Origin of the sequence: Variovorax sp. W1I1, from assembly GCF_030815625.1 — a bacterium.
Lineage (GTDB): Bacteria > Pseudomonadota > Gammaproteobacteria > Burkholderiales > Burkholderiaceae_C > Variovorax > Variovorax paradoxus_C.
The window spans coordinates 6,087,700-6,112,401 of sequence record NZ_JAUSWZ010000001.1 but is presented as its reverse complement, the minus strand read 5'-3'; the positions used below and the strand labels follow the sequence as shown (position 1 = coordinate 6,112,401).

The 24,702-nt window shown below is 67.3% G+C and carries 26 protein-coding genes; 13 read left to right on the top strand and 13 right to left on the bottom strand.

Going from position 1 to position 24,702, the window contains the following annotated elements; all coding sequences use genetic code 11:
• The first annotated feature begins 72 nt into the window (after positions 1–72).
• The 4 genes from QFZ83_RS28440 to QFZ83_RS28425 all read left to right on the top strand — a co-directional run bounded on the left by QFZ83_RS28440 (position 73) and on the right by QFZ83_RS28425 (position 3,902).
• Positions 73–1,425 (top strand): esterase-like activity of phytase family protein, encoded by a 1,353-nt coding sequence (locus tag QFZ83_RS28440; protein WP_307511726.1) that lies wholly within the window; start codon positions 73–75, stop codon positions 1,423–1,425.
• A gap of 65 nt (positions 1,426–1,490) precedes the next feature.
• Positions 1,491–1,889, top strand: a complete 399-nt coding sequence (locus QFZ83_RS28435) for a DUF3649 domain-containing protein (protein WP_307511724.1) — start codon at positions 1,491–1,493, stop codon at positions 1,887–1,889.
• The gene (locus tag QFZ83_RS28430; RefSeq protein ID WP_307511722.1) at positions 1,886–3,535 is read left to right on the top strand and encodes a PepSY domain-containing protein; all 1,650 of its coding nucleotides are present in this window, start codon (positions 1,886–1,888) and stop codon (positions 3,533–3,535) included. The genes QFZ83_RS28435 and QFZ83_RS28430 overlap by 4 nt, the downstream gene beginning before the upstream one ends.
• A 1-nt stretch (position 3,536) precedes the next feature.
• Complete coding sequence (locus tag QFZ83_RS28425; protein WP_306881296.1) at positions 3,537–3,902, top strand: DUF3325 domain-containing protein; 366 nt, start codon at positions 3,537–3,539, stop codon at positions 3,900–3,902.
• 19 nt (positions 3,903–3,921) lie between these two features.
• On the opposite strand, the gene QFZ83_RS28420 is transcribed toward QFZ83_RS28425, so the two are convergent.
• From QFZ83_RS28420 to speD, 3 genes are all read right to left on the bottom strand, one after another.
• Positions 3,922–5,319, bottom strand: coding sequence for an aminopeptidase P N-terminal domain-containing protein (locus QFZ83_RS28420; RefSeq protein ID WP_307511720.1), 1,398 nt, complete (start codon positions 5,317–5,319; stop codon positions 3,922–3,924).
• Positions 5,316–6,029, bottom strand: coding sequence for a nucleotidyltransferase family protein (locus QFZ83_RS28415; RefSeq protein WP_307512834.1), 714 nt, complete (start codon positions 6,027–6,029; stop codon positions 5,316–5,318). The genes QFZ83_RS28420 and QFZ83_RS28415 overlap by 4 nt, the downstream gene beginning before the upstream one ends.
• A gap of 146 nt (positions 6,030–6,175) precedes the next feature.
• Positions 6,176–6,556, bottom strand: a complete 381-nt coding sequence (gene speD / locus QFZ83_RS28410; RefSeq protein WP_307511718.1) for an adenosylmethionine decarboxylase — start codon at positions 6,554–6,556, stop codon at positions 6,176–6,178.
• Positions 6,557–6,703: 147 nt separating this feature from the next.
• Between speD and QFZ83_RS28405 the strand changes: the two genes are divergently transcribed.
• Positions 6,704–8,806, top strand: coding sequence for a transketolase (locus tag QFZ83_RS28405; RefSeq protein WP_307511717.1), 2,103 nt, complete (start codon positions 6,704–6,706; stop codon positions 8,804–8,806).
• Positions 8,807–8,869: 63 nt separating this feature from the next.
• Positions 8,870–9,871 (top strand): type I glyceraldehyde-3-phosphate dehydrogenase, encoded by a 1,002-nt coding sequence (gene gap, locus QFZ83_RS28400; protein ID WP_307511716.1) that lies wholly within the window; start codon positions 8,870–8,872, stop codon positions 9,869–9,871.
• Between the two features lie 75 nt (positions 9,872–9,946).
• Here gap and QFZ83_RS28395 read toward each other — a convergent pair whose 3' ends face one another.
• The 3 genes from QFZ83_RS28395 to QFZ83_RS28385 all read right to left on the bottom strand — a co-directional run bounded on the left by QFZ83_RS28395 (position 9,947) and on the right by QFZ83_RS28385 (position 11,567).
• The gene (locus QFZ83_RS28395) at positions 9,947–10,549 is read right to left on the bottom strand and encodes a hypothetical protein (protein ID WP_307511715.1); all 603 of its coding nucleotides are present in this window, start codon (positions 10,547–10,549) and stop codon (positions 9,947–9,949) included.
• Positions 10,550–10,563: 14 nt separating this feature from the next.
• Positions 10,564–11,169 carry a hypothetical protein gene (locus QFZ83_RS28390; protein ID WP_307511714.1) on the bottom strand — a complete coding sequence of 202 codons (606 nt, stop codon included), beginning with the start codon at positions 11,167–11,169 and terminating at the stop codon, positions 10,564–10,566.
• A gap of 89 nt (positions 11,170–11,258) precedes the next feature.
• Positions 11,259–11,567 carry a putative quinol monooxygenase gene (locus QFZ83_RS28385; protein ID WP_013544314.1) on the bottom strand — a complete coding sequence of 103 codons (309 nt, stop codon included), beginning with the start codon at positions 11,565–11,567 and terminating at the stop codon, positions 11,259–11,261.
• A gap of 125 nt (positions 11,568–11,692) precedes the next feature.
• Between QFZ83_RS28385 and QFZ83_RS28380 the strand changes: the two genes are divergently transcribed.
• Positions 11,693–13,021, top strand: a complete 1,329-nt coding sequence (locus QFZ83_RS28380) for an Nramp family divalent metal transporter (RefSeq protein WP_307512832.1) — start codon at positions 11,693–11,695, stop codon at positions 13,019–13,021.
• Positions 13,022–13,024: 3 nt separating this feature from the next.
• Here the strand turns inward: QFZ83_RS28380 and QFZ83_RS28375 are convergent, their stop codons facing one another.
• The 3 genes from QFZ83_RS28375 to QFZ83_RS28365 all read right to left on the bottom strand — a co-directional run bounded on the left by QFZ83_RS28375 (position 13,025) and on the right by QFZ83_RS28365 (position 15,431).
• The gene (locus tag QFZ83_RS28375; protein ID WP_013544312.1) at positions 13,025–13,360 is read right to left on the bottom strand and encodes a protealysin inhibitor emfourin; all 336 of its coding nucleotides are present in this window, start codon (positions 13,358–13,360) and stop codon (positions 13,025–13,027) included.
• Entirely contained in the window at positions 13,357–14,424 is a 1,068-nt protein-coding gene (locus tag QFZ83_RS28370; RefSeq protein WP_307511713.1) for a M4 family metallopeptidase, read from the bottom strand. The genes QFZ83_RS28375 and QFZ83_RS28370 overlap by 4 nt, the downstream gene beginning before the upstream one ends.
• 86 nt (positions 14,425–14,510) lie before the next feature.
• Entirely contained in the window at positions 14,511–15,431 is a 921-nt protein-coding gene (locus QFZ83_RS28365; RefSeq protein WP_013544310.1) for a LysR family transcriptional regulator, read from the bottom strand.
• A gap of 116 nt (positions 15,432–15,547) precedes the next feature.
• Between QFZ83_RS28365 and QFZ83_RS28360 the strand changes: the two genes are divergently transcribed.
• The 3 genes from QFZ83_RS28360 to QFZ83_RS28350 all read left to right on the top strand — a co-directional run bounded on the left by QFZ83_RS28360 (position 15,548) and on the right by QFZ83_RS28350 (position 18,117).
• Positions 15,548–16,639, top strand: a complete 1,092-nt coding sequence (locus QFZ83_RS28360; protein WP_307511711.1) for a tartrate dehydrogenase — start codon at positions 15,548–15,550, stop codon at positions 16,637–16,639.
• A 77-nt stretch (positions 16,640–16,716) separates the two neighbouring features.
• On the top strand, positions 16,717–17,727 hold the full coding sequence (locus QFZ83_RS28355) for a Bug family tripartite tricarboxylate transporter substrate binding protein (protein WP_373457516.1): 1,011 nt from the start codon (positions 16,717–16,719) through the stop codon (positions 17,725–17,727).
• A 99-nt stretch (positions 17,728–17,826) separates the two neighbouring features.
• Positions 17,827–18,117, top strand: coding sequence for a YciI family protein (locus QFZ83_RS28350; RefSeq protein WP_306881284.1), 291 nt, complete (start codon positions 17,827–17,829; stop codon positions 18,115–18,117).
• 124 nt (positions 18,118–18,241) lie between these two features.
• On the opposite strand, the gene QFZ83_RS28345 is transcribed toward QFZ83_RS28350, so the two are convergent.
• Both QFZ83_RS28345 and QFZ83_RS28340 read right to left on the bottom strand, forming a co-directional pair.
• A complete protein-coding gene (locus QFZ83_RS28345) occupies positions 18,242–19,303 on the bottom strand; it encodes a pirin family protein (protein WP_307511709.1) in 1,062 nt (353 codons plus the stop codon).
• Between the two features lie 163 nt (positions 19,304–19,466).
• Positions 19,467–19,889, bottom strand: coding sequence for a VOC family protein (locus tag QFZ83_RS28340; protein ID WP_013544305.1), 423 nt, complete (start codon positions 19,887–19,889; stop codon positions 19,467–19,469).
• A 174-nt stretch (positions 19,890–20,063) separates the two neighbouring features.
• Between QFZ83_RS28340 and QFZ83_RS28335 the strand changes: the two genes are divergently transcribed.
• Positions 20,064–21,689 carry a CYTH and CHAD domain-containing protein gene (locus tag QFZ83_RS28335; protein WP_307511708.1) on the top strand — a complete coding sequence of 542 codons (1,626 nt, stop codon included), beginning with the start codon at positions 20,064–20,066 and terminating at the stop codon, positions 21,687–21,689.
• A 9-nt stretch (positions 21,690–21,698) separates the two neighbouring features.
• Here QFZ83_RS28335 and QFZ83_RS28330 read toward each other — a convergent pair whose 3' ends face one another.
• Positions 21,699–22,175: a peptidylprolyl isomerase gene (locus QFZ83_RS28330; RefSeq protein ID WP_280808967.1), complete on the bottom strand. Its 477-nt coding sequence runs from the start codon at positions 22,173–22,175 to the stop codon at positions 21,699–21,701.
• Between the two features lie 37 nt (positions 22,176–22,212).
• Positions 22,213–23,142, bottom strand: coding sequence for a LysR family transcriptional regulator (locus tag QFZ83_RS28325; RefSeq protein WP_307511706.1), 930 nt, complete (start codon positions 23,140–23,142; stop codon positions 22,213–22,215).
• A gap of 126 nt (positions 23,143–23,268) precedes the next feature.
• Between QFZ83_RS28325 and QFZ83_RS28320 the strand changes: the two genes are divergently transcribed.
• Both QFZ83_RS28320 and QFZ83_RS28315 read left to right on the top strand, forming a co-directional pair.
• Positions 23,269–23,856 carry an NADPH-dependent FMN reductase gene (locus QFZ83_RS28320; RefSeq protein ID WP_307511704.1) on the top strand — a complete coding sequence of 196 codons (588 nt, stop codon included), beginning with the start codon at positions 23,269–23,271 and terminating at the stop codon, positions 23,854–23,856.
• Positions 23,853–24,698 carry a pirin family protein gene (locus QFZ83_RS28315; RefSeq protein WP_307511703.1) on the top strand — a complete coding sequence of 282 codons (846 nt, stop codon included), beginning with the start codon at positions 23,853–23,855 and terminating at the stop codon, positions 24,696–24,698. The genes QFZ83_RS28320 and QFZ83_RS28315 overlap by 4 nt, the downstream gene beginning before the upstream one ends.
• Positions 24,699–24,702 lie beyond the last annotated feature (4 nt).

The window sequence follows — 24,702 nt, the reverse complement described above, 5'->3', positions numbered from 1 at the left end:
CGGTGGATGTCACGGCGCCGTCACGCGCGCTCGGCATGGTCTCGCGTTTCGACTGAAACCTTTCTTCTGCCCATGACGCGTCTCGTCTCCCACTCTTTCATCGCCCTTGCCACCGCGTTCGCCTGCGGCAGCGCGGCCGCACAGACCGCCTTCCCCGCCACGCTCGCCGGCCACGCCGTGCTGCCCGCGCAGAGCTTCGTCGCTGCACCGAAAGATGCACCCGCCGACCTGCAGGTCAGCGGCAAGTTCACCTCGGGCAAGCGCGTCGAGGCGCTGGGCACGGTCGAAGGCCTTTCGGGTGGCCGCGGCACGGGCGTCTCGGTGCCTTTCAAGGGCCAGCCGCTGCAGGGCCACTCGGGCATCAAGAAGATGGACGACGGCTCGTTCTGGATCCTCACCGACAACGGCGCTGGCGCGAAAGCCAACTCGCCCGACTTCATGCTCTACCTGAACCACTACAAGGTGGACTTCAAGAGCGGCAAGTTCAATCGACTGAACACCATCTTCCTGCACGACCCCGACAAGAAGGTGCCGTTCCGCATCGTCCACGAAGGCACGAAGCAGCGCTACCTGACGGGTTCGGATTTCGACCCCGAGAGCTTCCAGTTCGCCGGCGGCGCGCTGTGGATCGGCGAGGAGTTCGGCCCGTTCCTCATCAAGGCCGACCTGAAGGGCAAGGTGCTCGCGGTGTTCGACACCCAGGTCGACGGCAAGGCTGTGCGCTCGCCCGATCACCCCGCAGTCACCACGCCGGGCGCACCGGGCGGCGCGGTCGACTTCCAGATCAAGCGCTCCAAGGGCTTCGAAGGCATGGCGTCTTCCAAGGACGGCAGCAAGCTCTACGGGCTGCTCGAAGGCCCGGTGTGGAACGCCGAGGCCAAGGACTACGAACGCGTCGAAGGCAAGGAAGCGCTGCGCGTGCTGGAGTTCGACGTGGCTTCGGAAAAATGGACGGGCCGCCACTGGAAGTACGTGCTCGAAGCCAATGGCAACGCCATCGGCGACTTCAACATGATCGACGGCACCACCGGTTTGATCATCGAGCGCGACAACGGCGAAGGCACCAGCGACAAGGCCTGCCCCGAAGGCCAGAAGCGCACCGACTGCTTTCACGACATCGCGAAGTTCAAGCGCGTCTACAAGGTCGAGCTGAGCGACGCGAACGCAGGCAGCGCGGTGCGCAAGATCGGCTACATCGACTTGCTGAACATCGCCGACCCCGACAAGCTCGCGCGCAAGCCGCTGGACGACGGCGTGCTCAAGTTCCCGTTCTTCACGATCGAGAACGTCGACGTGGTCGATGCCACGCACATCGTGGTCGGCAACGACAACAACCTGCCGTTCTCCAGCAGCCGCGAGCCGAACAAGGCGGACGACAACGAGTTGGTGCTGCTTGAAGCGGGCGCGCTGCTGCAGGCGAAATAACGCCAACCGGCCGGGCTGCGATATCCCCGGTTCAGGGCCGGGCGTTGAGGGGGAAACCGGTCCAGATGCGTATGATTCTCATCTGGACCGGTTTCTTCTCCCCCTCTTTCCATGAATTCCCGAACGACTTCGCCCGCCGTCCGGCGCACGTTGTGAGCGCCAGCTTTCGCTATCGCATCGGCGTGGCCTCGCGCGCGGTCGCCGCTATCGTCGGCGGCTACGGCGTGGCAGCCCTTTCTGCCGCCGCCCTGGCCCTGTGCCTGCCCGCCGCCTTCGGCATGGCACGCAGTGAAGCCGTGATGACCGGCACGCTCGCTTCCTTCATCGTTTTTGCACTCGCCGTGATGTGGGTCTTTGCCGCGCGCACCGCCTGGCGTGCGTGGTCGGGCCTTGCCATCGCGGCTTTGCTGCCGGGCCTGCTGGTGCTGCTGGTGCTCACCCGGGCCGGCGGAGGTGGCGCATGAAGGAGGGCTTTCGCCAGTCGATGGCCTGGCTGCACACTTGGTCGGGCCTGCTGGTCGGCTGGGTGCTCTTCATGGTGTTCGCGGCCGGCACCGCGTCGTACTTCAAGGACGAGATCACCTTCTGGATGAAGCCGGAGCTGCACGCCGTGTCGCCCAACGCCGCGCCGCAGGCGAAGGCCGCGGAAACGGCGGTCGCTTTCCTGCAGCAACGCGGCGCCAATGCGCCCCGTTGGTTCATCACGCTGCCGACCGAGCGCGAGCCGTCGACCAGCGTGCTGTACCTGAAGCCGCCCCCGCCGGCCGGCGCCGCGCCCGTCGAGCGGCGCCGCCGCTTCGACCAGGCGCTGCTCGACCCCGCCACGGGCCAGGCGGTCACCGCACCGCGCGAGACGCGCGGCGGCGAGTTCTTCTACCGCCTGCATTTCGACCTGCACTACATGCCCGCGATCTGGGCGCGCTGGATCGTCGGCTTTTGCGCGATGTTCATGCTGGTCGCGATCTTCAGCGGCATCGTCACGCACCGGCGCATCTTCAAGGACTTCTTCACCTTCCGCCCGAAGAAGGGCCAGCGCTCGTGGCTCGATGCGCACAACGTGACGGCGGTGCTCGCACTGCCCTATCACGCCATGATCACCTACACCGGGCTGGTCACGCTGATGTTCATGTACATGCCCTGGGCGCCGCAGGCCGCCTACAAGGACCACGGCGGCACCGAGGCCTTCTTCGCCGAGGCCTTCCCCGGCGGCGGCCGCACCCAGTTCAAGGCCTCCGGCACCAAGGCACCGCTGGCGCCCATCGCACCGATGGTGGCAGCGGCGTCCTCCCACTGGAACGGCGCACCCGTCGGCCGCATCACCGTGCACTTTCCCAACGACGCGAATGCGGTGGTGTCCATCGCCCGCGCCGGCACCCAGCGGCTTTCGTCCGACCAGCCCTCGATGCAGTTCAACGGCGTCACCGGCGCGCAGATCGGCACTTTCGGTGACGTGCCCAAGGCCGCGGCCGAGACGCGCGGCGTGCTCTACGGCCTGCACATCGGCCGCTTTGCCGATCCGCTGCTGCGCGGCCTGTTCTTCCTCTCGGGGCTCGCGGGTTGCCTGATGGTGGCGACCGGCCTGCTGCTCTGGGCCGTGAAGGAGCGCCAGAAATTCGCGAAGACGCTGAAGCAGGGCGGCCGCATCGGCTGGGGCCTGCGCCTGGTCGACGGCCTGAACCTCGGCGCGATTGCCGGCCTGCCGATGGCGATGGCGGCCTTCTTCTGGGCCAACCGCTTGCTGCCGCTCGACGTGGCCGACCGCGGCGAGGCGGAGATCGGCTGGTTCTTCATCGTCTGGGGCGCGGCCGCCGTGCTGGGCCTGCTGCGCCCGACGCTGCGCATGTGGCAGGCGCAGCTCGCGCTCGGCGCGCTGCTGTTCGTGCTGCTGCCGGTGCTCAATGCGTTCACCGGCCCCGCGCCGCTGACGGTGAGCCTGCGCTCGGGGCCGAGTGCGGTGGCGGGTTTCGATCTGGTTGCGATCGCATTGGGAATGGGGCTCGCTGGCGCGGCCTGGCTCGTCGAGCGCAAGCGCCGCAAGGCGGTTTCCAGGCAGGCGGCCAGCACGCAGCCGCCGCCGCCGGGGCTCGCCGCATCGGGCCAGGGTTCCTGAGATGGGCGCCCTGCTTCTCGCCCTGGTGTTCGCCGCCTCGCTCGCCGGCTTCTGCGCGCTGAGCCTCGCGATGGACCGGCACAGCGAAGACGTCTTCGGCCGCGGCAGCACGCCGGGCCCATGGCGCCGCTGGCTGCAGCTCGGAGGCACGGCGCTGCTGTGCGTGTCGCTGGGCGCGAGCCTGCAGGCGGCGGGCAGCGCGATCGGCTGGGTGCTCTGGCTGGGTGTGCTCACAGCGGCCGCGTTGGCGACCGTGGGGTTGCTGGGATGCGCGCCGCGGCGCTTTCACTGGATCGCGATTGCAGCAGCAGTCGCTGCGCTGCTCGGGCTGCTGGTCTGCCTGCTGATTGCCGCGTCAGGGGCGTAGCAAGCAGCTCGGTGCGCGATCATCCCCGCATCAACGCCTCGATCTCATCCGCCTTCACCGGCACACCACGCGAAATGAGTTCGCAGCCCGTCGCCGTGACGATCGCGTCGTCCTCGATGCGAATGCCGATGTTGTGGAACTGCTCAGGCACGCCGTCGGCCGGCCGCACGTAGATGCCCGGCTCCAGCGTCAGCACCATGCCTGGCTGCAGGATGCGGCTCGGGCGGTTCTTGATGACTTCGTTCGAGAGCGGGTCCTTGCGCTCGCTCACTTCGCCGACTTGCGTGGGCTCCACGTAGCTGCCGCAGTCGTGCACGTCCATGCCGAGCCAGTGGCCGGTGCGGTGCATGTAGAACTGGAAGTAGGCGCGCGAGTCGATCACGTCGTCGACGCTGCCGACCTTGTTCTTGTCGAGCAGGCCGAAGTCGAGCATGCCCTGCGCGAGCACGCGCACCGCGGCGTCGTGCGGGTCGGTGAAGCGGTTGCCGGCCTTGGTGGCGGCGGCCGATGCGTCCTGGCTCGCGAGCACCAGGTCATACAGCGCGCGCTGTGGGCCGGTGAACTTGCCGTCGGCCGGGAAGGTGCGGGTGATGTCGCTCGCGTAGCCGTCGAGTTCGCAGCCCGCGTCGATGAGCACCAGCTCGCCTGAGCGCAGCGGCGCCGCGTCGGCGCGATAGTGCAGCACGCAGGCGTTGGCACCGGCCGCGACGATGGAGTAGTACGCCGGGTACTGCGAGCCGCCGAAGCGGAATTCGTGCAGCAGCTCGGCATCGAGGTGGTACTCGCGCACGTCCTTGCCCTCGCGCAGCATGCGGGACGACAGCTGCATCGCACGCACATGGGCGCGGGCGCTGATCTGCGCGGCGCGCCGCATGATGTCCTGCTCGTGCGCGTCCTTCACGAGGCGCATCTCGTCGAGCGGGCCGCACAGGTCGCGCTGCTCCTCGGGGCACAGTGCGCCGTAGCGCACGCGCGCGCGCACCGATTGCAGCCAGCCGTCGATGCGGGTTTCCAGCCCCTTGTGGATCGCAAACGGAAACCACACGGTCGAGCGGTTCTCCAGCAGCTTGGGCAGCTTCGCGTCGAGGTCGGCGGCCGAGAAGGCCTCGTCGACGCCGAGTGCCGCAGGGGCCGCCTCGGGGCCGAGGCGGTAGCCGTCCCAGATCTCGCGCTCCAGGTCCTTGGGCGCGCAGAACAGCGTGGCGCGGCCGTCGCCGGCCAGCACCAGCCAGGCGTTCGGCTCGGTGAAGCCGGTCAGGTAATAGAAGTAGCTGTCGTGCCGGTACAGGAAGTCGGTGTCGCGGTTGCGCGGGCGCTCGGGGGCGGTCGGGATGATGGCGATGCCGTCCTTGCCCAGGTGCGAGGCGAGGCGCGCGCGGCGCTCGGCGTAGATCGTGGTGGTGTCTGCGGAGGTCATCTTGGCGTGGTGTTCAGTTGGGCAAGCCGTTCGGGGGTTCCCACATCGGTCCAGGGGCCGGTGTAGAGCTCGGCGCTCACGAGTTCATTGTCCATGGCGGCCCGCAGGATCGGCGCCAATGGGGCTTTGACGCCGGCCGGGTTGCCGGGCGGGATGGCGCAGTACGGCGGCGCGAACAGCGCAGCGCGGTAGAGGCCGATGGTCGAGAAGGTGTATTTCTCGGGGGCCGTGTTGAGCGCCAGGCCTTCGGCGGAGAGGCCGAAATCGCCCTTGAGGTTGTGCGCCGGATTCGGCACCAGCCACAGGTGCGCCAGCTTGCCGCTGTCCAGGAAGCGGTCGACCGAAGCTTGCGTGAAGCGGAAATCGGGTGCGAAAACGTCGCCTGCCGCGATCCAGAACACCTCGCCCAAGAGCGGCAGCGCGCGGACGATGCCGCCGGCCGTCTCCAGCGCGCCGCCGAAGTCGCGGCCCTCGTCGGAGTATGAAATCGATAGCGCACCCTGCCCGTCCAGCAAGGGATTCGCGCCGAAGCGGGATGAAATCTGCGCGCCCAGCCAGTCGGTGTTGACCACCAGCTCGGTGAACCCGCCCGCGGCCAGCGCTTCCATCGGCCACTGCATCAACGGCTTGCCGAGCACTTCGAGCAGGGGCTTGGGCGTGGCGTCGGTCAGCGGCCGCATGCGCTCGCCGCGGCCGGCGGCCAGGATCATCGCCCGCACGGAAGTCGAAGCCATGTTCACGGATCGGTCTTTTCGTGAAACACCGAGGAACCGGCTTTGCCGGGCCTCAGGTGTTGCCCCCGGTAGGGGGTAGGAGAAGCGACACGAAGTGCGCGGAGCCTGGGGGCGAGCTTCATTTACGCTGCGATGCGGCCGCGCTGCAGCTCGTTGCGTTCGCTGTGGGTCGGCTGGAACAGCGACACCAGGCACTCCATCAGCGCATGCGCTTTTGCCGAATGGTCCCCGCCGAAGTTGCAGACGTACACGTCGAGCGTCACGCCGCGCTGCTCGGGCCAGGTGTGGATGCACAGGTGCGATTCGGCCAGCAGCACCGTGGCCGTCACCCCGCCCGGCCCCTCGGGCGTGGCGGGAAAGGAATGGACGATCTTGCCCACCGCCTGCAGCCCTGCGGCTGTCACCGCCTTGATGCATACCGCGCCCAGCGCGGGCCCGTCGGTGAGCCATTGAAGACCGCATCGGCAGTCGTGGAGATCGGCGGTGAGGTGCAGCCCGTGCATGGGTGGCAACTCTAGCAGCCGGCCGGTGCACAAGAGAACATCAGTCGGGTGTTCGGCCCGTATCGAGGCGGGTTGGGGCTCGCCCGGTAAAATCGCGGGTTCTCCCGACCCCAACCCTTTCCTTTTCCCTCCGAAAGTCCACCGCACATGGCAAACCACGCCCTGATGGCCAACGCAATCCGCGCTCTGGCTATGGATGCCGTCCAACAAGCAAATTCCGGCCATCCCGGTGCACCGATGGGCATGGCCGACATGGCCGTCGCACTCTGGGGCGATCACCTTCGCTACAACCCGGCCAACCCGCACTGGTTCGACCGCGACCGCTTCGTGCTCTCCAACGGCCACGCCTCGATGCTGCTGTATTCGGTGCTGCACCTCACGGGCTACGACCTCCCGATCGGCGAGATCAAGAACTTCCGCAAGCTCCACAGCAAGACCGCCGGCCACCCCGAAGTCGACGTGACCCCCGGCGTGGAAACCACCACCGGCCCGCTGGGCCAGGGCATCACCAACGCCGTGGGCTTCGCGCTGGCTGAAAAGCTGCTCGCCGCCGAGTTCAACCGCAAGAGCCATGACATCGTCGACCACCACACCTACGCCTTCCTCGGCGATGGTTGCATGATGGAAGGCATCAGCCACGAAGCCTGCGCCCTGGCCGGCGCCTGGCACCTGAACAAGCTGATCGCGCTGTACGACGACAACGGCATCAGCATCGACGGCCAGGTGAAGCCCTGGTTCATCGACAACACCGAAGAGCGCTTCAAGGCCTACGGCTGGAACGTCATCGGCCCGATCGACGGCAACGACGCCAAGGACGTGTCCAAGGCCATCGCCAAGGCGAAGAAGGAAGAATCCAAGCCCACGCTGATCATCTGCAAGACGACCATCGGCAAGGGCAGCCCGAACCGCGCGGGCACCGCCAAGGCGCACGGCGAGGCGCTCGGCGCCGAGGAAATCACCCTCACCCGCGAAGCCATCGGCTGGCCGTACCCGGCCTTCGAAATCCCGGCCGAGGTGTACGCCGACTGGGACCACAAGGACGCCGGTGCCAAGACCGAAGCCGCCTGGAACGAGAAGTTCGCCGCCTACGCCGTGGCCTTCCCCGACCTGGCCGGCGAGTTCACCCGCCGCATGAAGGGCGAACTGCCCAAGAACTTCCACCAGGTCGCCTTCGACACCGTGGTCGCCGCCCACACCAAGGGCGAGACCGTCGCCAGCCGCAAGGCCAGCCAGCTCGCGCTGGAAGCCTTCACGGCCGCGCTGCCCGAAATGCTCGGCGGCAGCGCCGACCTGACCGGCTCGAACCTCACCAACACCAAGAGCACCGCGGCCCTGCGCTTCGATGCGAAGACCGGTGCCGTTGTCATGAACGTGCCGGCTGTCGAAGCCAAGCAAGGCGCCGAAGACGAAGCCAAGCCCGAAGCCCCCGCCGAAGTGCCGCACGGCACCATCGGCCGCCACATCAACTACGGCGTGCGCGAGTTCGGCATGGCGGCCATCATGAACGGCGTGGCGCTGCATGGCGGCTACATCCCCTACGGCGGCACCTTCCTCACCTTCAGTGACTACAGCCGCAACGCCATCCGCATGGCCGCGCTCATGAAGCGCCGCGTGATCCACGTGTTCACGCACGACTCCATCGGCCTCGGCGAAGACGGCCCGACCCACCAGTCGATCGAGCACGCCGCGTCGCTGCGCCTGATTCCGAACCTGGACGTCTGGCGTCCGGGCGACACGGCCGAAACGGCTGTGGCCTGGGCCGTGGCCCTGCAGAACCAGTCGCGCCCGACCGCGCTGCTCTTGAGCCGCCAGAACATCGCTTACGCACCGAAGAGCGAACTGGGCGACATCAGCCGCGGCGCCTACGTGCTGTCCGAGCCCGAGACCGTGGGCCTCAAGAGCAAGAAGACGGCCGCCGTCATCATCGCCACCGGTTCCGAAGTGCCGCTCGCGCTGGCTGCCCAGAAGCTCCTGGCCGCCAAGAAGATCGCCGTGCGCGTGGTGTCGATGCCCTCGACGACCACCTTCGACCGCCAGGACCTCGCCTACAAGAAGGCCGTGCTGCCGAAGAAGATTCCGCGCATCGCCGTCGAGATGGGCTGCACCGGCGGCTGGTGGAAGTACGGCTGCGCGGCCGTCGTCGGCATCGACACGTACGGCGAATCGGCACCGGCGCCGGAGCTGTTCAAGCATTTCGGATTCACGGCGGAGAACGTTGCCGCCACCGTGGAAGCGGCGCTGCGGGACTGATCGTTCCCAGGCGTTTCTTCTTCTCGTCCGATCACCAATTTTTCAACCTTAGGAGCAAGTCAGATGGCTATCAAACTCGGTATCAACGGCTTCGGCCGCATCGGTCGCAACGTGCTGCGCGCAGCGGTGCAGAACTTCAAGAACGACATCGAGATCGTTGCCATCAACGACTTGCTCGAGCCCGACTACCTGGCCTACATGCTCCAGTACGACTCGGTGCATGGCCGCTTCAAGGGTGAAGTCTCGGTCGAAGGCAACACGCTGATCGTCGCCGGCAAGAAGATCCGCCTCACGCAAGAGCGCGACCCGTCGCAGCTCAAGTGGAACGAGGTCGGCGCCGACATCGTGCTCGAATCGACCGGCCTCTTCCTCACGAAGGAAACGGCGCAGAAGCACATCGATGCGGGCGCGAAGAAGGTGATTCTTTCGGCTCCATCCAAGGACGACACCCCCATGTTCGTCTACGGCGTGAACGACAAGAAGTACGCCGGCGAAGCCATCATCAGCAACGCCAGCTGCACCACCAACTGCCTGGCCCCGCTGGCCAAGGTGCTGCACGACAAGTGGGGCATCAAGCGCGGCCTGATGACCACCGTGCACGCCGCCACCGCCACGCAGAAGACCGTGGACGGCCCGAGCAACAAGGACTGGCGCGGCGGCCGCGGCATCCTGGAAAACATCATTCCGTCGTCGACGGGCGCGGCCAAGGCCGTGGGCGTGGTGATCCCCGAGCTCAACAAGAAGCTCACCGGCATGAGCTTCCGCGTGCCGACCTCCGACGTGTCGGTGGTCGACCTCGTGGTCGAGCTGGAGAAGGAAGCCTCGTACAAGGAAATCTGCGCCGAGATGAAGGCACAGAGCGAAGGCGCGCTCAAGGGCGTGCTGGGCTACACCGAAGACAAGGTGGTGGCCACCGATTTCCGCGGCGACCCGCGCACCTCGATCTTCGACGCCGAAGCCGGCATTGCCCTGGACAGCACCTTCGTGAAGCTCGTGAGCTGGTACGACAACGAATGGGGTTACTCGAACAAGTGCCTGGAGATGGTGAAGGTCGTGTCGAAGTAAGACTTCGCGGCTTCAATGAAAAACGCGCCGGAAGGCGCGTTTTTTTTATGGGCGCGCCAGCTCGGCGACACCCGCTCACTGCAGCTTCTCGTTCCTGCGAATCTCGCTGCTGAGCTGCGACGTCATCTGCCTGGCCGCGCGCCGGGCAGCCAGCCCGTAGTCGCCATTGAACTCCCCGAACTCCGCCGCGCCGTTGCCGACAGCGCGCACGCGCGTGACTTCGGCGCCTGCCGCGTTCGTCACCACGCACGACACCTCGGCCGTGAACGCGGTGGGTGGCCAGGTGATCCATGACGACGAGCTCGAATCCGTCTTGATCTGCGGCGTGAACACCAGCGACACGCCCGCTGCTTCGTTCGCTTTCGCATCGCTGGCGGTGCGCAGCACGATCACGTTGCGGTAGACGCCGCGCAGCGCATCGCGAATCGACTTCTCCAGGTCGCGGTACGGGTAGTAGCTCACGCGGTCGCCGCTGCCGCCGGCGGTCGTGACCTGCAGGTCGCGCTGCGCGTCGGTCATCACGTAGGCCACCTTCTTCGGGATGAGGTGGGCTGTCGATCGCGGCGGTGCGGTCTCCGTGATCATCGTGATCGGATGGGAGCAGCCGGCCACCAGGGCGACCAGCGCCGAAGCCGCGGCGAGGCGAAGGACGCAGGCGCAGGATGAAGAAAACGACATGGTGCTTCTCCGGTCTACTGTGCAGACGCGGCAATGGCCGCAACGAATTGCGGATCGGCATACACCTGCCGCAGCAGTGCACGCACCAGCCGCGGGTAGGCGGCCTGCCCGGCGGGCACGGCCACGATGTTCGCGTAGCTCGAGTCGAAGGCGATCTCGCCGCGGTAGGTCTTGCGCAGCTTCTGCGCCGCATCGCGCGTGACGGTGACCTCCACGTCCATGCGGCCGGTGCCGTTGATCACGCCGAGATCGAGTTCGTTGACGACGATGCGCGCTGAGATGCGGGTCGGCGCCTTCGGGTCGTAGGCTGCAATCTCGCTCAGATCGCGCATCAGCGCGTCTTCGAGGTACTGCGCGAAGGTGCCGCTGGGCGAGACCAGCTTGGCGCGGCGCAGGCTCAGGGTGTTGATCTTGTCGTTGGGGTCGGTCGGCTGCACCTTGGCGACCGCCACCTTGCCGGGGTTGTTCGCCTCGAGGCGATCGAGCGCCTCGTAGTCGGCGGCGTAAGGCGGTGCGCCGAGCTGTGCGCAACCGGCCGCGAGCAGCACTGCGGCCAGCGCACCGAGCCTTGCGGCGAAAGCGTGCAGTTGGAAACCATGCGGTCTGAAGAAGATCGCCATGTCTTGAGTCCCCTCGTCCGAGTTGTCTGCTCCCCGGCGCGAAGGTAGCACGCCCCGCGCCGCGCGCGAAGGCTGCTAAGGGAAGAACCTCAGACCGGTTCGAGCACGTGGATCAGCTTGCTCTCGACCAGCTCCCTGGTCTTCTCGCCATGCGCTTTCATGTGCGGCGCGACGGCGTGGGCCTGCAGGTGCGCGAGCGTTTCCCACTTCTCGATCACCACGAAGGTGTCGGGGCCGAAGCTCGCTTTCGAGGTGGGAACGCCTTGCGCATCGATCGTTGCGCCGTACTCGATGCAGCCCTCTTCGGCCAGCACGGCCGCGCGGTTTTCGGCAAAGGCTTCGAGCAGCTTGGCGCGTTGGCCGGGCTTGGCGGTGAGGACAGCGACTACGTGAATCATTGGAATGAACTCCAGGGTGATGTGAAGGGTGACGTTGATTGGATGGCGAGCGTCGAATCTAAAAGATCCGGCGCCGCGGTGCTGGTCTCGCACGAGACCCGATGCCCCACCCTATCATCGCGCGCATGTTCTTTCCGCTCCCCCGCACGGCCACCGCGCCCTTCTGTCCGTCCGAGGTCAAGGGCAGTGTGGCGGTTCCGCAAGACCTGCCTTTCGGCAAGAAACTGCTGCGCTACGCGGGGCCGGGCCTGCTTGTCTCTGTGGGCTACATGGACCCGGGCAACTGGGCGACCGACATCGAGGCGGGCTCGCGTTTCGGCTACGGCCTGCTCTTCGTGGTGCTGCTAGCGAGCCTCGCGGCGATGTTGCTGCAGACGCTGTGCGTGCGCCTCGGGCTGGTCGCGCAGAAGGACCTGGCGCGCGCCTGCCGCGAACATTATTCGCCGCGCGTGAACCGCTTCCTGTGGCTCGGCGCCGAGCTGGCCATCGTCGCTTGCGATCTCGCCGAGGTGCTGGGCAGCGCGCTTGCGCTGCACCTGCTGTTCGGTGTGTCGATTCCGGTGGGCATTGCGATCACGGCCTTCGACACGCTGCTCGTGCTCGGCCTGCAGGGCGCGGGCTTCCGGCGCGTGGAAGCCATCGTGCTCGGGCTGGTCGGCACCATCGCGGGCTGCTTCATCGTCGAGCTTGCGATGTCGCAGCCCAACTGGTTCGGCGTGGCGATGGGCTTTGCGCCCAGCTTCGAGCGGCTGCAGCAGCCCGGTGCGCTGTACCTCGCCATCGGCGTGGTCGGCGCCACCGTGATGCCACACAACCTGTACCTGCATTCGTCCATCGTGCAGACGCGGCTCATCGCCGACACCGATGCGGCGCGCCGCGAGGCGGTGCGCTTCTGCACTCTCGATGCTGTGGTGTCGCTGTCGCTCGCGCTGCTCGTCAACGCGGCCATCATGGTGCTCGCGGCCAGCGCCTTTCACGCGACCGGCCACCAGGAGGTGACCGAGATCGACGATGCCTACCGGCTCATCGAACCCATCGTCGGCAGCGCATTCGCGGCCACGCTGTTCGGCATCGCGCTGCTGGCTTCGGGCCAGAGTTCGACCTTCACCGGCACCATCGCGGGCCAGATCATCATGGAAGGGTTTCTGGATCTGAAGATCCCCTGCTGGCAGCGCCGCCTGCTCACGCGCGCGCTCGCGTTGGGGCCGGCGTTCCTCGGCGTCTGGTGGTTCGGCGACGGCGGCGTCGGCAAGATGCTGGTGCTGAGCCAGGTGGTGCTGAGCTTCCAGTTGCCCTTTGCGATGTGGCCGTTGATTCGCTTCACGAGCAGCCGCGACATGATGGGCGGCTTTGCCAACGGCACTGTGGTGAAGCTCCTGGCCTGGGGCCTGTTCGGCGTGATCAGCGCGGCGAATGTGTGGCTGATCGGCTCCGTGATCCTTGGCAAAGGATGAAGGTCAGCGGCGCTTGCCCGCGTCCTTCCAAAGATGCACCAGCGCCGCGGGCGCCTCGGTCTCGGGCACGTCGAAACTGACCGAGTTCGCGGTGGCCGTGTTCTCCATCACCACTTCCACGCGGTAGACGCGCTGGTCGCCGCCCGGCGACGTGGCGCTGCTTTCCTCGGCATGCGGCACGGCGCTTTGCAGCGCGTCGTCGATCTGCTGGCGCAACTCCTCGGTGCAGTCGCCCAGTTGAAAGCTGCGCGGACGCGCAAGGCCCGGCATGTAGGCAATGCCGCCCTCGCGCGTCACGCGCACGATGGTGGCTTCATTGAGCGGCGGCAGCTGGATCATGATGCGGTGACTCCCACGGTGTTCCATGCGGCGATGACCGCCTTGTGCGCCGCGCCGCCGGCACTGAAGCGCTTGGCGGCGGCGCTCACGGTCAGTTCGGCGAAGGCGGCGAAATCCGCATCCTGCTTAAACCGGCGGTCGCACACGGTGTCGTACCAGATGCGCCCGGCCGTCTCCCACGCCGGACCGTCGATGGCGGTTGCGGCCAGGTAGAAGGCGCGGTTCGGAATGCCGGAATTGATGTGCACGCCGCCATTGTCCTGCCGCGTGAGGACGATGTCTTTCATGTGCGCGGGCTGCGGGTCCTTGCCGAGCACCGGGTCGTCGTAGGCGGTGCCGGGCTCGGCCATCGAGCGCAGCGCGCGCGCCTTCACCGTTTCCATGAAAAGCCCCGCGCCCACCAGCCAGTCGGCCTGCTGTGCCGTCTGCTTGAGCACATGCTGCTTGACGAGCGCGCCGAACACGTCGCAGATCGATTCGTTGAGCGCGCCCGACTGGCCTTGATAGGTCAGGCCCGACTCGTGATCGATCACGCCGTGCGTGAGTTCGTGGCCGATGATGTCCACGGCGATGGTGAAGCGGTTGAACACCTCGCCGTCGCCATCGCCGAACACCATCTGCGTGCCATTCCAGAAGGCGTTGTCGTAGTCGTTGCCGTAGTGCACGCTGCCCAGCAATGGCATGCCCGCGCCGTCGATGGAGTTGCGCTCGTAGATGTCGTGGTACAGGCACCATGTGGCACCGAGGGCGTCGTAGGCCTCGTCGACCGCGAGGTCCTTGCTCGCGGCCTGGCCCTCGGAGCGGACCAGCTTGCCGGGCAATTGCGTGGTGTTGCCCGCGTCATGGATCTTGCGTTCCGGCGAGCCGCGCTTCGCGTATGGCGGCGAGGGCGCCGACGAGATCTGGGGCGCGAGAAATTCGCGCAGTCCGCGATGCTCGCGGTCGATCATCAGCGTGTTGGCCGCGCGCGCACTGACGGGCGCATCGGCATGCGCCGCGAGCCGGTCCAGCAGGTACGGCGGTACGAAGCTGGGTGGCAGGATCGGTGGCGGGCGAAGCGGCATGAGCGGTTCTCCGGTGAGCTGTCAGCGATGAAAAATACGGTAGCAGAAAGCCGTTGATCCGTGTCGCTGCAGTCCCTCTGCAGGTGTCACCGGATGCTGCCGTTTTCGAGCGCGGTTGCGATGAAGTCAACGAAAGCTCTCACGCGCGCCGACAGCTGATGACGTTGGGGGTACACCGCGTAGATGTCGGCATCGGGCGTGCGGTAGTTGGCCAGCACCTGCACCAGCCGGCCGCTGCGCAGGTAGCGCGCAATGTCCCATTCGGCGCGCATCAGGATGCCGTGTCCGTCGAGCGCCCAGTTGACCGCGATCTCGCCGTCGTTGGTGCTGAGCGCACCGCGCGTCTTGATGGCCTCGGTGTGCTGCGCCGCACCGCGGCCCGAACTCAGGCGCCACACGCCGTAAGCCTCGTCGCCCTGCCGGATGCCGATGCAGCGATGGCGTGTGAGATCGTTGGGCACCTTGGGATGGCCGGCCCGCGCAAGGTACGCGGGCGACGCGCACAAGAGGCGCCGGTTCGACGCGATGCGCCGAGCGATCACGCGCGATTCGGGCGGCGCGCCGAAGCGGATGCAGACGTCGAAGGCATCGTCCGTGAGCGGCGGCGGGTTCACCGAAAGCTGCAACTGCACCTCGACTTCCGGATGCTTGCGCGCGAACTTCGAGATCAGTGCCGCGACGTGGCTGCGTCCGAAGCCCAGCGTCGCGTTCACGCGCAGCAGGCCGCGCGGCTCGGCCTTCGCTTCGCCCAGCAGCTGCGCCATGTCGTCGATCGCGCCGAGGATGCCGCGCGCATGTTCCACATAGAGCTCGCCCTCGGGCGTGAGGCTCATGCGCCGCGTGGTGCGGTTCAGCAGCGTGACGCCGATGCGCGCCTCCATCTGCGCAAGCCGTTTGCTCACGGCCGGCGTGCTGATGCCGAGCTCGCGTGCCGCGGCGCTCAGGCTGCCGCAGGCCGCGAGCGTGGAGAAGAAGCCGAGTTCGGCAGGCTGGATCGGAGAAACCATGGGCGATCCGATTGTTGAACTGAGGTTAAGGATGGATTCACTTCGGGCGTGAATCGTTCGGCGCTTCGAATCCTACAGTGGCGGCTTCCAGAAGCATTCCATATCGAAGGACGACGATGAGCAGCTACAGCATTGCCACCATTCCCGGCGACGGCATCGGCAAGGAAGTGATCCCGGCCGGACGCGAAGTGATGGAGGCGCTGGCTGCGGCTTCCGGCGGCGCGTTGCATTTCGCCTTCGAAGACTTCGGCTGGGGCGGCGACTGGTACCGCGCGCACGGCGAGATGATGCCGGCCGACGGCCTCGAGGCGCTGCGCAACAAGGACGCCATCCTCTTCGGCTCCGCGGGCGATCCGCACATCCCCGACCACATCACGCTGTGGGGCCTGCGCCTGAAGATCTGCCAGGGCTTCGACCAGTACGCCAACGTGCGGCCCACGCGCATCCTGCCGGGCATCGACGGTCCGCTCAAGCGCTGCGCACCGGGGCAGCTCGACTGGGTGATCGTGCGCGAGAACTCCGAGGGCGAGTACGCCGGCGTCGGCGGCCGCGTGCACCAGGGCCACCCGATCGAGGCCGCGACCGACGTGAGCATGATGACCCGCGCGGGCGTCGAACGCATCATGCGGTTCGCCTTCAAGCTCGCACGCTCGCGGCCGCGCAAGCTGCTCACCGTGGTCACCAAGAGCAACGCGCAGCGCCATGCGATGGTGATGTGGGACGAGATCGCGTTGCAGATCTCCAAGGAATTCCCGGACGTGAGCTGGGACAAGGAATTGGTCGACGCCTGCACCGCGCGCATGGTCAACCGGCCCGCGTCGCTCGACACCATCGTCGCGACCAACCTGCATGCCGACATCCTCAGCGACCTCGCCGCTGCGCTGGCCGGCAGCCTGGGCATCGCGCCCACCGGCAACATCGATCCGGAGCGCCGCTACCCGTCGATGTTCGAGCCCATCCACGGCTCGGCCTTCGACATCATGGGCAAGGGCCTGGCCAATCCGGTCGGCACTTTCTGGTCGGTCGTGATGCTGCTCGAGCATCTCGGCGAAGCGGAGGCGGCGCGCCGCGTGATGGAGGCGGTCGAGCACGTGACCGCCAACGCATCGCTGCACACGCGCGACCTCGGCGGCACTGCGACTACCGAGCAGGTGACGCGCGCCGTGTGCGAGCACATCGCCGGTGTGCGGCAGCGCCTCGCAGCCTGATTCCTTCTTCTTCACCGCCGTCACAGCGCGCCTCGATGCGCGCGGACCTCACGACCACAACGAGCCGGAGACAAGACATGGCAGCTTTTACTTTCACCCAGAAGAGTCCGCGCCGTCGCACGATGCTGCAGGCCGGCGCGATGGCGCTGGGCCTCGGCGTCGCCGGGCTGGCCTTCGCGCAACCGGCTGCATGGCCCACGCGGCCGATCAGCCTCGTCGTGCCGTTCCCGGCCGGCGGCACCACCGACGTGCTGGCGCGCGCGCTGGCCGACAAGCTCTCGCAGTCGCTCGGCCAGCCCGTGGTGGTCGAGAGCAAGCCCGGCGCTGGCGCCACGCTCGGCGCCGACTACGTCGCGAAGGCCAAGCCCGACGGCTACACGCTGCTGATGGGTGCCGTGCACCACACCATCGCCACCAGCGTCTACAAGAAGCTGCCCTACGACTTCCAGAAAGACCTGGCACCGATCACCGTCGTGGCGATGGTTCCGAACGTGCTGGTCATCAACCCCGCCAACACGCCCGCGAAGAACGTGGCCGAGCTGGTCGCTCTCGCCAAGGCCGCGCCCGACAAGCTGGCCTACGGCTCCAACGGCAACGGCACCGCGCAGCACCTGATCGGCACGCAGTTCCAGGCCAGCACCGGCACCACGCTGCTCCACGTGCCCTACAAGGGCAGCGGCCCGCTCACCACCGACCTGCTCGGCGGGCAGGTGGCGATGTCCTTCGACACCATCACGCCGGTGCTGCAGCACATCAAGGGCGGCAAGCTGCGCGCGCTGGCCGTGACGACGGCGCGCCGCTCGTCGGTGCTGCCCGATGTGCCCACGCTCGAAGAGGCGGGCTTGAAGGGCTTCGACATCGGCACGTGGTTCGGCGTGCTCGCGCCGGCTGCGACGCCCAAGGACATCGTGGCGCGCCTGAACGCCGAGATGGTCAAGATCATCAAGTCGCCCGACTTTGCGCAACGCATGCAGGCCATCGGCGCGGAGCCATTGGGCGGCTCGCCGGACGACATGGCGCGTCAGATCCGCGAGGAAACCGCGAGATTCGCGAAGTTGGTGAAAGAAGGTGGCGTGGCCATCGAATAGGGTGCCGGCGCGCCGTTACGCGCGCGCACACACTGGTGGTTCGGACACCCCGCCGAGGCCATAGGATCGGGGCTTCCGTACTCACCCGCCATCCTGCACATGTTCATCGTCACCCTCACCTACACCCGTCCCCTCGCAGAAGTCGATGCGCTGATGGACCCGCACATGGTGTGGCTCAAGAAGCACTACGAGAGCGGCCTGTTCGTGGCCTCGGGTCGGCAGGTGCCGCGCACGGGTGGCGTGATCCTCACGCGCTCGGGCGACCGCGAGGCGCTGGAAGCGGTGCTGGCGCGCGACCCGTTCGTGCAGGGCGGCGTGGCGCACGTGGACATCACGGAATTCGTCCCCAGCATGACCGCCCCCAGCATCGAGGCCCTCAAGACGTTCTGATTTCAGGGCTCGCCCCCAGTCTGCGCGCACTTCGTGTCGCTTCGCCAACCCCCTACCGGGGGCAACACCTGCGGCCCGGCGAAGCCGGTTCCGCGGTGTTCCGCGAAAAGACCCACTGGTTCTTCTATTTCGCTGCCGGGACTTCTTCGCGCCCACCCGGATGCCGCGCAAAGCGCGCGGCCTGGGCGTCATGCACCGGCGCCGAGTCGTCCCACGGCCAGCCGCCGAACTGCGTGCGGCGGTAGTCGGCCATGGTCTGGCTGATCTCGGCCTGTGTGTTCATCACGAAGGGACCGTACTGGGCCACCGGCTCGGCGATCGGGCGGCCTTGCAGCACAAGGAATTCGCTCTCGTCGTCGCCGTTGACCAGCTCGACGGCCGCATCCGCGCGCAGCTCGATCGCCACCGGCCCTTCGATGCGCTCCCCGCCGATCTGCGCGGCCGCGCCCTTGAAGAAATAGAGCATCCGCCGCGTGCCTTCGCCCGTGGCGGCCGGCAGCGTCCATTGCGCGCCGGGCGTCATCTTGATCGTCCAGATCGCCACGTCGGCATCGAGCTCTGCAGCCCATGAGGCGGGCGGCGGCGCGAGCGGCTGGATCGGGTCCTGACCGTTGGCCGCGTCGCCGAGCCGGCCCGCGATGACGGCCACCTCGGTGCGGCCGCCCTTCGCGTCGTCCGAGGCGAAGCGCGGAATCGCATCCGACCAGAACATCGTGAAGTGCGGCTCGGCCATCTTGTTCTTGGCCGGCAGGTTGAGCCAGATCTGGAACAGCTCCAGCGGATTCGGCGCGCCCGCATCGAGCAGCGGGAACATCTCGGAATGCACGATGCCCTTGCCTGCCGTGAGCCACTGCACGTCCCCGCCGCCGAAGCGCGCGGTGGCGCCCAGCGAGTCGGAGTGGTCGACCAGGCCCTTGCGGACGATGGTCACCGTCTCGAAGCCGCGGTGCGGGTGCGAGGGAAAGCCCGGCACCGTGTCGCCGTGGTACATGCTCCAGCCGTCCTTGCGGCTGAAGTCCTGGCCGATCTGGCGGCCGGCCAGCGAGGCTTCGGGACCCATGCGGCCGTTGGCCTTGGGGTAGGCGTCGTCGTGATAGACGCAGAACAGGAACGGGTCGATCGTCTGCCAGGGGAAGCCGAGCGGCTGGACCTGGACGATGGGGCCCTTGTTGTTGTTGTCGGACATGTCGAAATTCCTTTTCATGGGGAGCTCGGCCGATGATGCCGTGCCAGTGCCAGGAATATCGGGCCGCCGCCGCCTTCCGGTAGGGGCCTTGCCTGCAACAGTGAAGAGCGCGTATGGAACGATGGGCATCGCTCTTTCCTGTTCTTCTTTCTTCTTCAGCGCATCAGGCGTTCTGGTGCGTCACGACGGCGTTGGGGTCCATGTACATCAGTTCCCAGAGGTGGCCGTCGATGTCCTGGAAGCCGTGGCCGTACATGAAGCCGTAGTCCTGCGGTTCGCGCGGCGTGGTGCCGCCGGCGGCCACCGCCTTGGCGACCAGCGCGTCGACCTCGGCGCGGCTCTCGCACGAGAGGCACACCAGCACCTCGGTGCTCGTGCTCGTGTCGGTGATGCTCTTGGTCGTGAAGGTCTTGAAGAAGTCTTCGACCAGCAGCATCGCGAAGATGCTGTCCTTCTCGATCACCATGCACGCGGCATTCGCATCGGTGAACTGCGCGTTGAAGGTGTAGCCCAGCGCGGCGAAGAACGCCTTGGTCTTCTCGAGGTTCTTGACGGGGAGGTTCACGAAGATCTGCTTGTTGGCCATGGTGTTTCCTGTGTCGATGAAGGGTTGGATCTGGAGGTTTGCCGGCGTCTTGTGTACGCCGTCCACAAAAGATATCAAAGAAAATGGACGGCGTCCACATAATTTTTCAGATCTTTGTTTTTGCCCGGTCCGGCCCTCAGGGGATTGCGTCTGGGCCCGAAGGAGGCGGGCATCATGGCCGCCATGGAAATCGAGTTCAAGTTTCAGATCCCGTCCGACCGGCTGAAGGCCGTCGAGACCGCGCTGCGGCGCGGCACCGTCGTGCGCACCCGCCTGCAGGCACGCTATTTCGACACCGCCGACCAGGCGCTCGCCGCCGAGGGCATCGTGCTGCGGCTGCGCAAGGAAGGCCGGCGCTGGGTGCAGACCGTCAAGGCGACGGGCGACAACGCGCTGCACCGGCTGGAGCACAACGTCGACCTCGGCACCGCCGCCACAAGCGGTGCGTTGCCGGCCATCGACCCGCAGCGCCACCAGGGCACGCCCGTGGGCGACCGCCTCGCCAAGGTGCTGGCCGCGAGCGGTGCTGCGCCGCTGGTCGAGCGGCAGTCCACCGACATCGTGCGGCTCACGCGCGACGTGCGCGTCACCGGTCCCGGCGGCGCGGTCGTGGAAATGGCGCTCGATGTCGGCAAGGTCGTGGCTTATGCGGGCACGCCCGAGCAGTGCGAATCGCCCGTGTGCGAGCTGGAGCTCGAACTCAAGCGCGGCGACGTGCAGGGGCTCGTGTCGCTCGCGCGCCGGTGGTCACAGCAGCACGGGCTGTGGTTCAGCACCGTGTCCAAGGCCGAGCGCGGCGCGCGGCTGCTGGCGAAGGTCGAGGTCGTGCCCGCGGTGAAGGCCGAGACGCCGCGCTTTCCCGAAGGCAAGGACAAGCTCGACGGCCGCGCGATCCAGCAGGCCATCGTCGCGTCGTGCCTCGCGCAGATGCTGCCCAACGCCAGCGAGATCGCCGCGGGCAGCACCGATGAAGAGCAGATCCACCAGCTGCGCATCGGCATCCGGCGCCTGCGCACCGCGCTGCGCGAACTGGCGGAGCTCGATGCGGGCAGCGGTCTTTTCGATGCGGCCGCATGGGAGCCGCCGCTGGTCGACGCCTTCCGCGCGCTCGGCGACCTGCGCGACCGCGAACAGGTGGTGAAGCTGGCGCAGCCGCAACTGCGCGAAGCGGGCGCGCCGGAGTTCGATCCGCTGGCGGGTGGCAGCGACGCGGTGGCTGATGTGCGGTCGTCCGGCGATGTCGTGCGTGCGCCGGCGTTTCAGTCGGTGCTGGTTCCGCTGATCGGGTTCACCGCGGCAGCGCCGTCGCTAGAAATTGCGCCGAAGGCCGAAGACGCCGAAACCCCTCCGACGCCGACCCCATTGAGCATCAACGACGCCCGCCGCCTCCTGCGCAAGCGCCTCCAGCACCTGCACAAACAGGCGGTGCGCGACGGCAAGCGCTTTGAATCGCTCGACACCGAAAGCCAGCACCGCTTGCGCAAGCGACTCAAGCGCCTGCGCTACCTCGCCGAGTTCGTCGCGCCGCTGTTCGATGCGGAGGGAAAGTCGACGTCGTCATCAGCCGCCGAGCGCTACCTGAAGCACCTGCGCCCCGCGCAGGACGCGCTGGGCGAATTCAACGACGAAGCCGTCGCGCTCGCGCTCTACCGCGAAGCCACGGCGCGCGATGGGCGCGCGTGGTTCGCGGTGGGGTGGTTCAGTGCGAGGCATGCGGTCCATGCGAAGGCATGCCGCAAGGCGCTGGGCGGGATCGAAGAGGCGCCGCGGTTCTGGAAGAAGGCGGCGCGCCCTCGCTGACTTTCGATCTCAGTGATGGTGCCCGTGCGCACCATGCACATGCCGGTGCTCGATTTCCACCGGCAGCGCCGCACGCACGTCCGTCACCTGCAGGCTGAACTTCAGCGCCTTGCCGGCCCACGGATGGTTGCCGTCGAGCAGCACGACCGGACCCTTGATCTTGGTCACGGTAAAGACGTGCTCGGTGCCGTCGTCGAGCCGGCCCTGAAGCTGCCCGCCCACTTTCACGCCCGGTGGAAATTCGGTCTTGGGGATGGTGCGAACCAGCGCCTCGTCGCGCTGGCCGAAGGCGTCTTCAGGGGAGAGGTTCAGAACGGTCTGGAAACCCTTTTCCTTGCCGTCGAGGGCTTCCTCGATCTTGGGCAGGGTGTTCTCGTAGCCGCCATGCAGGTAGGCCATCGGCTCGGGGCTGGCTTCGATGAGCTTGCCCTGGGCGTCGGAGACTTTGTACTTGATGGTGACGACGGTGTCTTTTTCGATTTTCATCGGGGCATTTTCTGTGGAAATCGATTCGCCGTTGAAGCTAGGTCTTCCACGACTTGAACGCTGCCGGAAGCGTCTCTTCGGTACTGAGCCTCTCCATCACCATCCCGATAAACGCCGAAACCGCCAACGGCAAATGCTTCCGACTTGGATACAGCACGCTCAACCCCTGCCCCGTCCGCTGGTACTGCGGCAGCACCGGCACCAGCCGCCCCGCTTCCACATCCAGCCGCCCCATCGACGGCGGCAGCAGCGCGACCCCCAGACCGGCCACTGCCGCCCTTCTCAGCGCCTGCGCCGTATTCCCGCTGAAGCGCCCGCTGACCTGCACTTCTTCCTCCACCCCGTCCGGCCCGGTCATCCGCCAGGTCGCCCGCCCGCTCGGATGCGCCGCCGTCACGCAGTCGTGATCCGTCAGATCCCGCAACGTCGCAGGCACCCCGCGCGCGGCGATGTACGCGGGGCTCGCCACCAAGCCGTCCGTGCGCGGCCCCAACAACTTGCGGCCGACATAGCCTGAATCCGGCAGCTCGCCGCCGCGGAACGCCACGTCGATCTGATCGGCGATCAGGTCGGCCTTCGCGTCGCTCAGCACGAAATCGACGCGCACCAGCGGATTCGCCGCCAGGAACTCCGCCACCCACTCCATCGGGAAGAAGTCGAAGAAATCCGCCGTCGCCGCCACGCGCACGAGCCCGCTCGGTTCCTGGCTGCCGGTGATCAGCGCCTGCCCGGCCTCGACCAGCCCGTCCACCGACCCCGCGCAGCGTTCGTGAAAAGCCTGCCCGGCGCTCGTGAGCGTCAGCTTGCGGGTCGAGCGCTGCATCAGCCGCGTGCCCAACTGCGCCTCGAGCTCCTGGATGCGCCGGCTCACCGTGTTGGGCGGCAGGCCGAGCCGGCGGCCGGCTTCGGCAAAGCTGCCGTGGCGCACCACCTGCACAAACATGGCGATGTGGTTGAGGTCGAGCATGGGGCTGATTCCTTCGATTGATGGACGAGTGCAATCCGACTCTACCGTCTAGTCGATCAATGGGGGCGACCCTACCCTTCAGGTCATGGCCTTGCAGCCGCCTTCCCACCCATTCAGGAGTACCCCATGACCCCACAGCAAAAACCCCTCATCGGCATCGTCCTCGGCTCGACCCGCGAAGGCCGTTTCGGCGAGAAGCCCGCGCAGTGGATCCACGACCTCGCCAAGCAGCGCACCGACCTCGCCTTCGAACTGGTCGACCTGCGCGACCACCCGCTGCCCTTCTTCAACGAAGCCGGCGCGCCCGCCTGGGGCCCGGTGAAGAACGAGGCCGCGCAGCGCTGGCAGGCCAAGCTCGCCACCTTCGACGGCCTGATCGTCGTCACGCCCGAATACAACCACGGCCCGAGCGCGGTGCTGAAGAACGCGATCGACTGGGCCTACAAGGAATTCATCCGCAAGCCGATCGGCTTCGTCGGCTACGGCGGCGTGGGCGCGGCGCGCGCGGTGGAGCAGCTGCGGCTGGTCGCGGTCGAGATGCAGATGGCGCCGGTGCGCAATGCCGTGCACATCGGCATGGTCGAGTTCCTCGGCATCTGGCAGCAGGGCAAGAGCTTCGACGACTTCCCGCATCTCGCGCAAGCCGCCACCGGCATGCTGGACGATCTCGCGTGGTGGACCCGTGCGCTGAAGACAGCGAGGGAGGCCGCATGACCGCCGCTGTTGTTGCCACCGAAGCCCGCGCCATCGTCTACCGCACGCGCGGCGCGCAGCACGGGCCGATCACGCGGCTCATGAGCCCGGGCGATCTGGGCGAATTCCTGAAACCCTTCGTGTTCCTGGACCTGTTCGGCTTCGACGTCGGCGGCGGCCACAAGGGCTTCGGCATGCACCCGCACTCGGGCATCGCGACGCTGACCTGGCTGATCGAAGGCGACACGCTCTACGAAGACACGACCGGCGAACAGGGCGTGCTGCACGGCGGCGGCGTCGAGTGGATGCGCGCGGGCAACGGCGTGTGGCACACCGGCGCGCCCGCGCCGGGCGTGAAGCGCGTGCGCGGCTTCCAGCTCTGGGTGGCGCTGCCGGCGTCGGAAGAAAACGCGCCGGCGCAAAGCATCTACCTCGCGCCTTCGCAGGTGCCGCAGGAGGGCCCGGCGCGCGTGCTGCTCGGTCGCTACGGTGCGGCGCAGAGCGCCATTCCCGCACCGGCGCCGATGAACTATCTGGCGGTGGAATTGAAGGACGGCGAACGCTGGCGCTACACGCCGCCGGCTGGCCACACGATCGGCTGGGTCGCGGTGAACGCGGGGCGGCTCGATGCGGGTGGGCCCGTCGACACCGGCGAGCTCGCGGTGTTCGAGGAGTCCGGCGAGGCCATCGATTTCACGGCGCGCGGCGACACCTCGTTCGTGCTCGGCTCGGCGGTGAAGCATCCGCACGAACTCGTGATGGGCCACTACTCGGTGCACACGAGCCGCGCGACGCTGGACCTGGGCGAGGCGGAAATCCGGCGCATCGGCGCGACGCTGCGAAAGGAAGGCCGGCTGGGCTGATCCG

Excerpts from the sequence above, each read along its gene's own strand:
- QFZ83_RS28440 (WP_307511726.1), top strand. The coding sequence starts at position 73 with ATGACGCGTCTCGTCTCCCACTCTTTCATCGCCCTTGCCACCGCGTTC.
- QFZ83_RS28435 (WP_307511724.1), top strand. The coding sequence starts at position 1,491 with ATGCGTATGATTCTCATCTGGACCGGTTTCTTCTCCCCCTCTTTCCAT.
- QFZ83_RS28430 (WP_307511722.1), top strand. The coding sequence starts at position 1,886 with ATGAAGGAGGGCTTTCGCCAGTCGATGGCCTGGCTGCACACTTGGTCG.
- QFZ83_RS28425 (WP_306881296.1), top strand. The coding sequence starts at position 3,537 with ATGGGCGCCCTGCTTCTCGCCCTGGTGTTCGCCGCCTCGCTCGCCGGC.
- QFZ83_RS28420 (WP_307511720.1), bottom strand. The coding sequence starts at position 5,319 with ATGACCTCCGCAGACACCACCACGATCTACGCCGAGCGCCGCGCGCGC.
- QFZ83_RS28415 (WP_307512834.1), bottom strand. The coding sequence starts at position 6,029 with ATGATCCTGGCCGCCGGCCGCGGCGAGCGCATGCGGCCGCTGACCGAC.
- speD (WP_307511718.1), bottom strand. The coding sequence starts at position 6,556 with ATGCACGGGCTGCACCTCACCGCCGATCTCCACGACTGCCGATGCGGT.
- QFZ83_RS28405 (WP_307511717.1), top strand. The coding sequence starts at position 6,704 with ATGGCAAACCACGCCCTGATGGCCAACGCAATCCGCGCTCTGGCTATG.
- gap (WP_307511716.1), top strand. The coding sequence starts at position 8,870 with ATGGCTATCAAACTCGGTATCAACGGCTTCGGCCGCATCGGTCGCAAC.
- QFZ83_RS28395 (WP_307511715.1), bottom strand. The coding sequence starts at position 10,549 with ATGTCGTTTTCTTCATCCTGCGCCTGCGTCCTTCGCCTCGCCGCGGCT.
- QFZ83_RS28390 (WP_307511714.1), bottom strand. The coding sequence starts at position 11,169 with ATGGCGATCTTCTTCAGACCGCATGGTTTCCAACTGCACGCTTTCGCC.
- QFZ83_RS28385 (WP_013544314.1), bottom strand. The coding sequence starts at position 11,567 with ATGATTCACGTAGTCGCTGTCCTCACCGCCAAGCCCGGCCAACGCGCC.
- QFZ83_RS28380 (WP_307512832.1), top strand. The coding sequence starts at position 11,693 with ATGTTCTTTCCGCTCCCCCGCACGGCCACCGCGCCCTTCTGTCCGTCC.
- QFZ83_RS28375 (WP_013544312.1), bottom strand. The coding sequence starts at position 13,360 with ATGATCCAGCTGCCGCCGCTCAATGAAGCCACCATCGTGCGCGTGACG.
- QFZ83_RS28370 (WP_307511713.1), bottom strand. The coding sequence starts at position 14,424 with ATGCCGCTTCGCCCGCCACCGATCCTGCCACCCAGCTTCGTACCGCCG.
- QFZ83_RS28365 (WP_013544310.1), bottom strand. The coding sequence starts at position 15,431 with ATGGTTTCTCCGATCCAGCCTGCCGAACTCGGCTTCTTCTCCACGCTC.
- QFZ83_RS28360 (WP_307511711.1), top strand. The coding sequence starts at position 15,548 with ATGAGCAGCTACAGCATTGCCACCATTCCCGGCGACGGCATCGGCAAG.
- QFZ83_RS28355 (WP_373457516.1), top strand. The coding sequence starts at position 16,717 with ATGGCAGCTTTTACTTTCACCCAGAAGAGTCCGCGCCGTCGCACGATG.
- QFZ83_RS28350 (WP_306881284.1), top strand. The coding sequence starts at position 17,827 with ATGTTCATCGTCACCCTCACCTACACCCGTCCCCTCGCAGAAGTCGAT.
- QFZ83_RS28345 (WP_307511709.1), bottom strand. The coding sequence starts at position 19,303 with ATGTCCGACAACAACAACAAGGGCCCCATCGTCCAGGTCCAGCCGCTC.
- QFZ83_RS28340 (WP_013544305.1), bottom strand. The coding sequence starts at position 19,889 with ATGGCCAACAAGCAGATCTTCGTGAACCTCCCCGTCAAGAACCTCGAG.
- QFZ83_RS28335 (WP_307511708.1), top strand. The coding sequence starts at position 20,064 with ATGGCCGCCATGGAAATCGAGTTCAAGTTTCAGATCCCGTCCGACCGG.
- QFZ83_RS28330 (WP_280808967.1), bottom strand. The coding sequence starts at position 22,175 with ATGAAAATCGAAAAAGACACCGTCGTCACCATCAAGTACAAAGTCTCC.
- QFZ83_RS28325 (WP_307511706.1), bottom strand. The coding sequence starts at position 23,142 with ATGCTCGACCTCAACCACATCGCCATGTTTGTGCAGGTGGTGCGCCAC.
- QFZ83_RS28320 (WP_307511704.1), top strand. The coding sequence starts at position 23,269 with ATGACCCCACAGCAAAAACCCCTCATCGGCATCGTCCTCGGCTCGACC.
- QFZ83_RS28315 (WP_307511703.1), top strand. The coding sequence starts at position 23,853 with ATGACCGCCGCTGTTGTTGCCACCGAAGCCCGCGCCATCGTCTACCGC.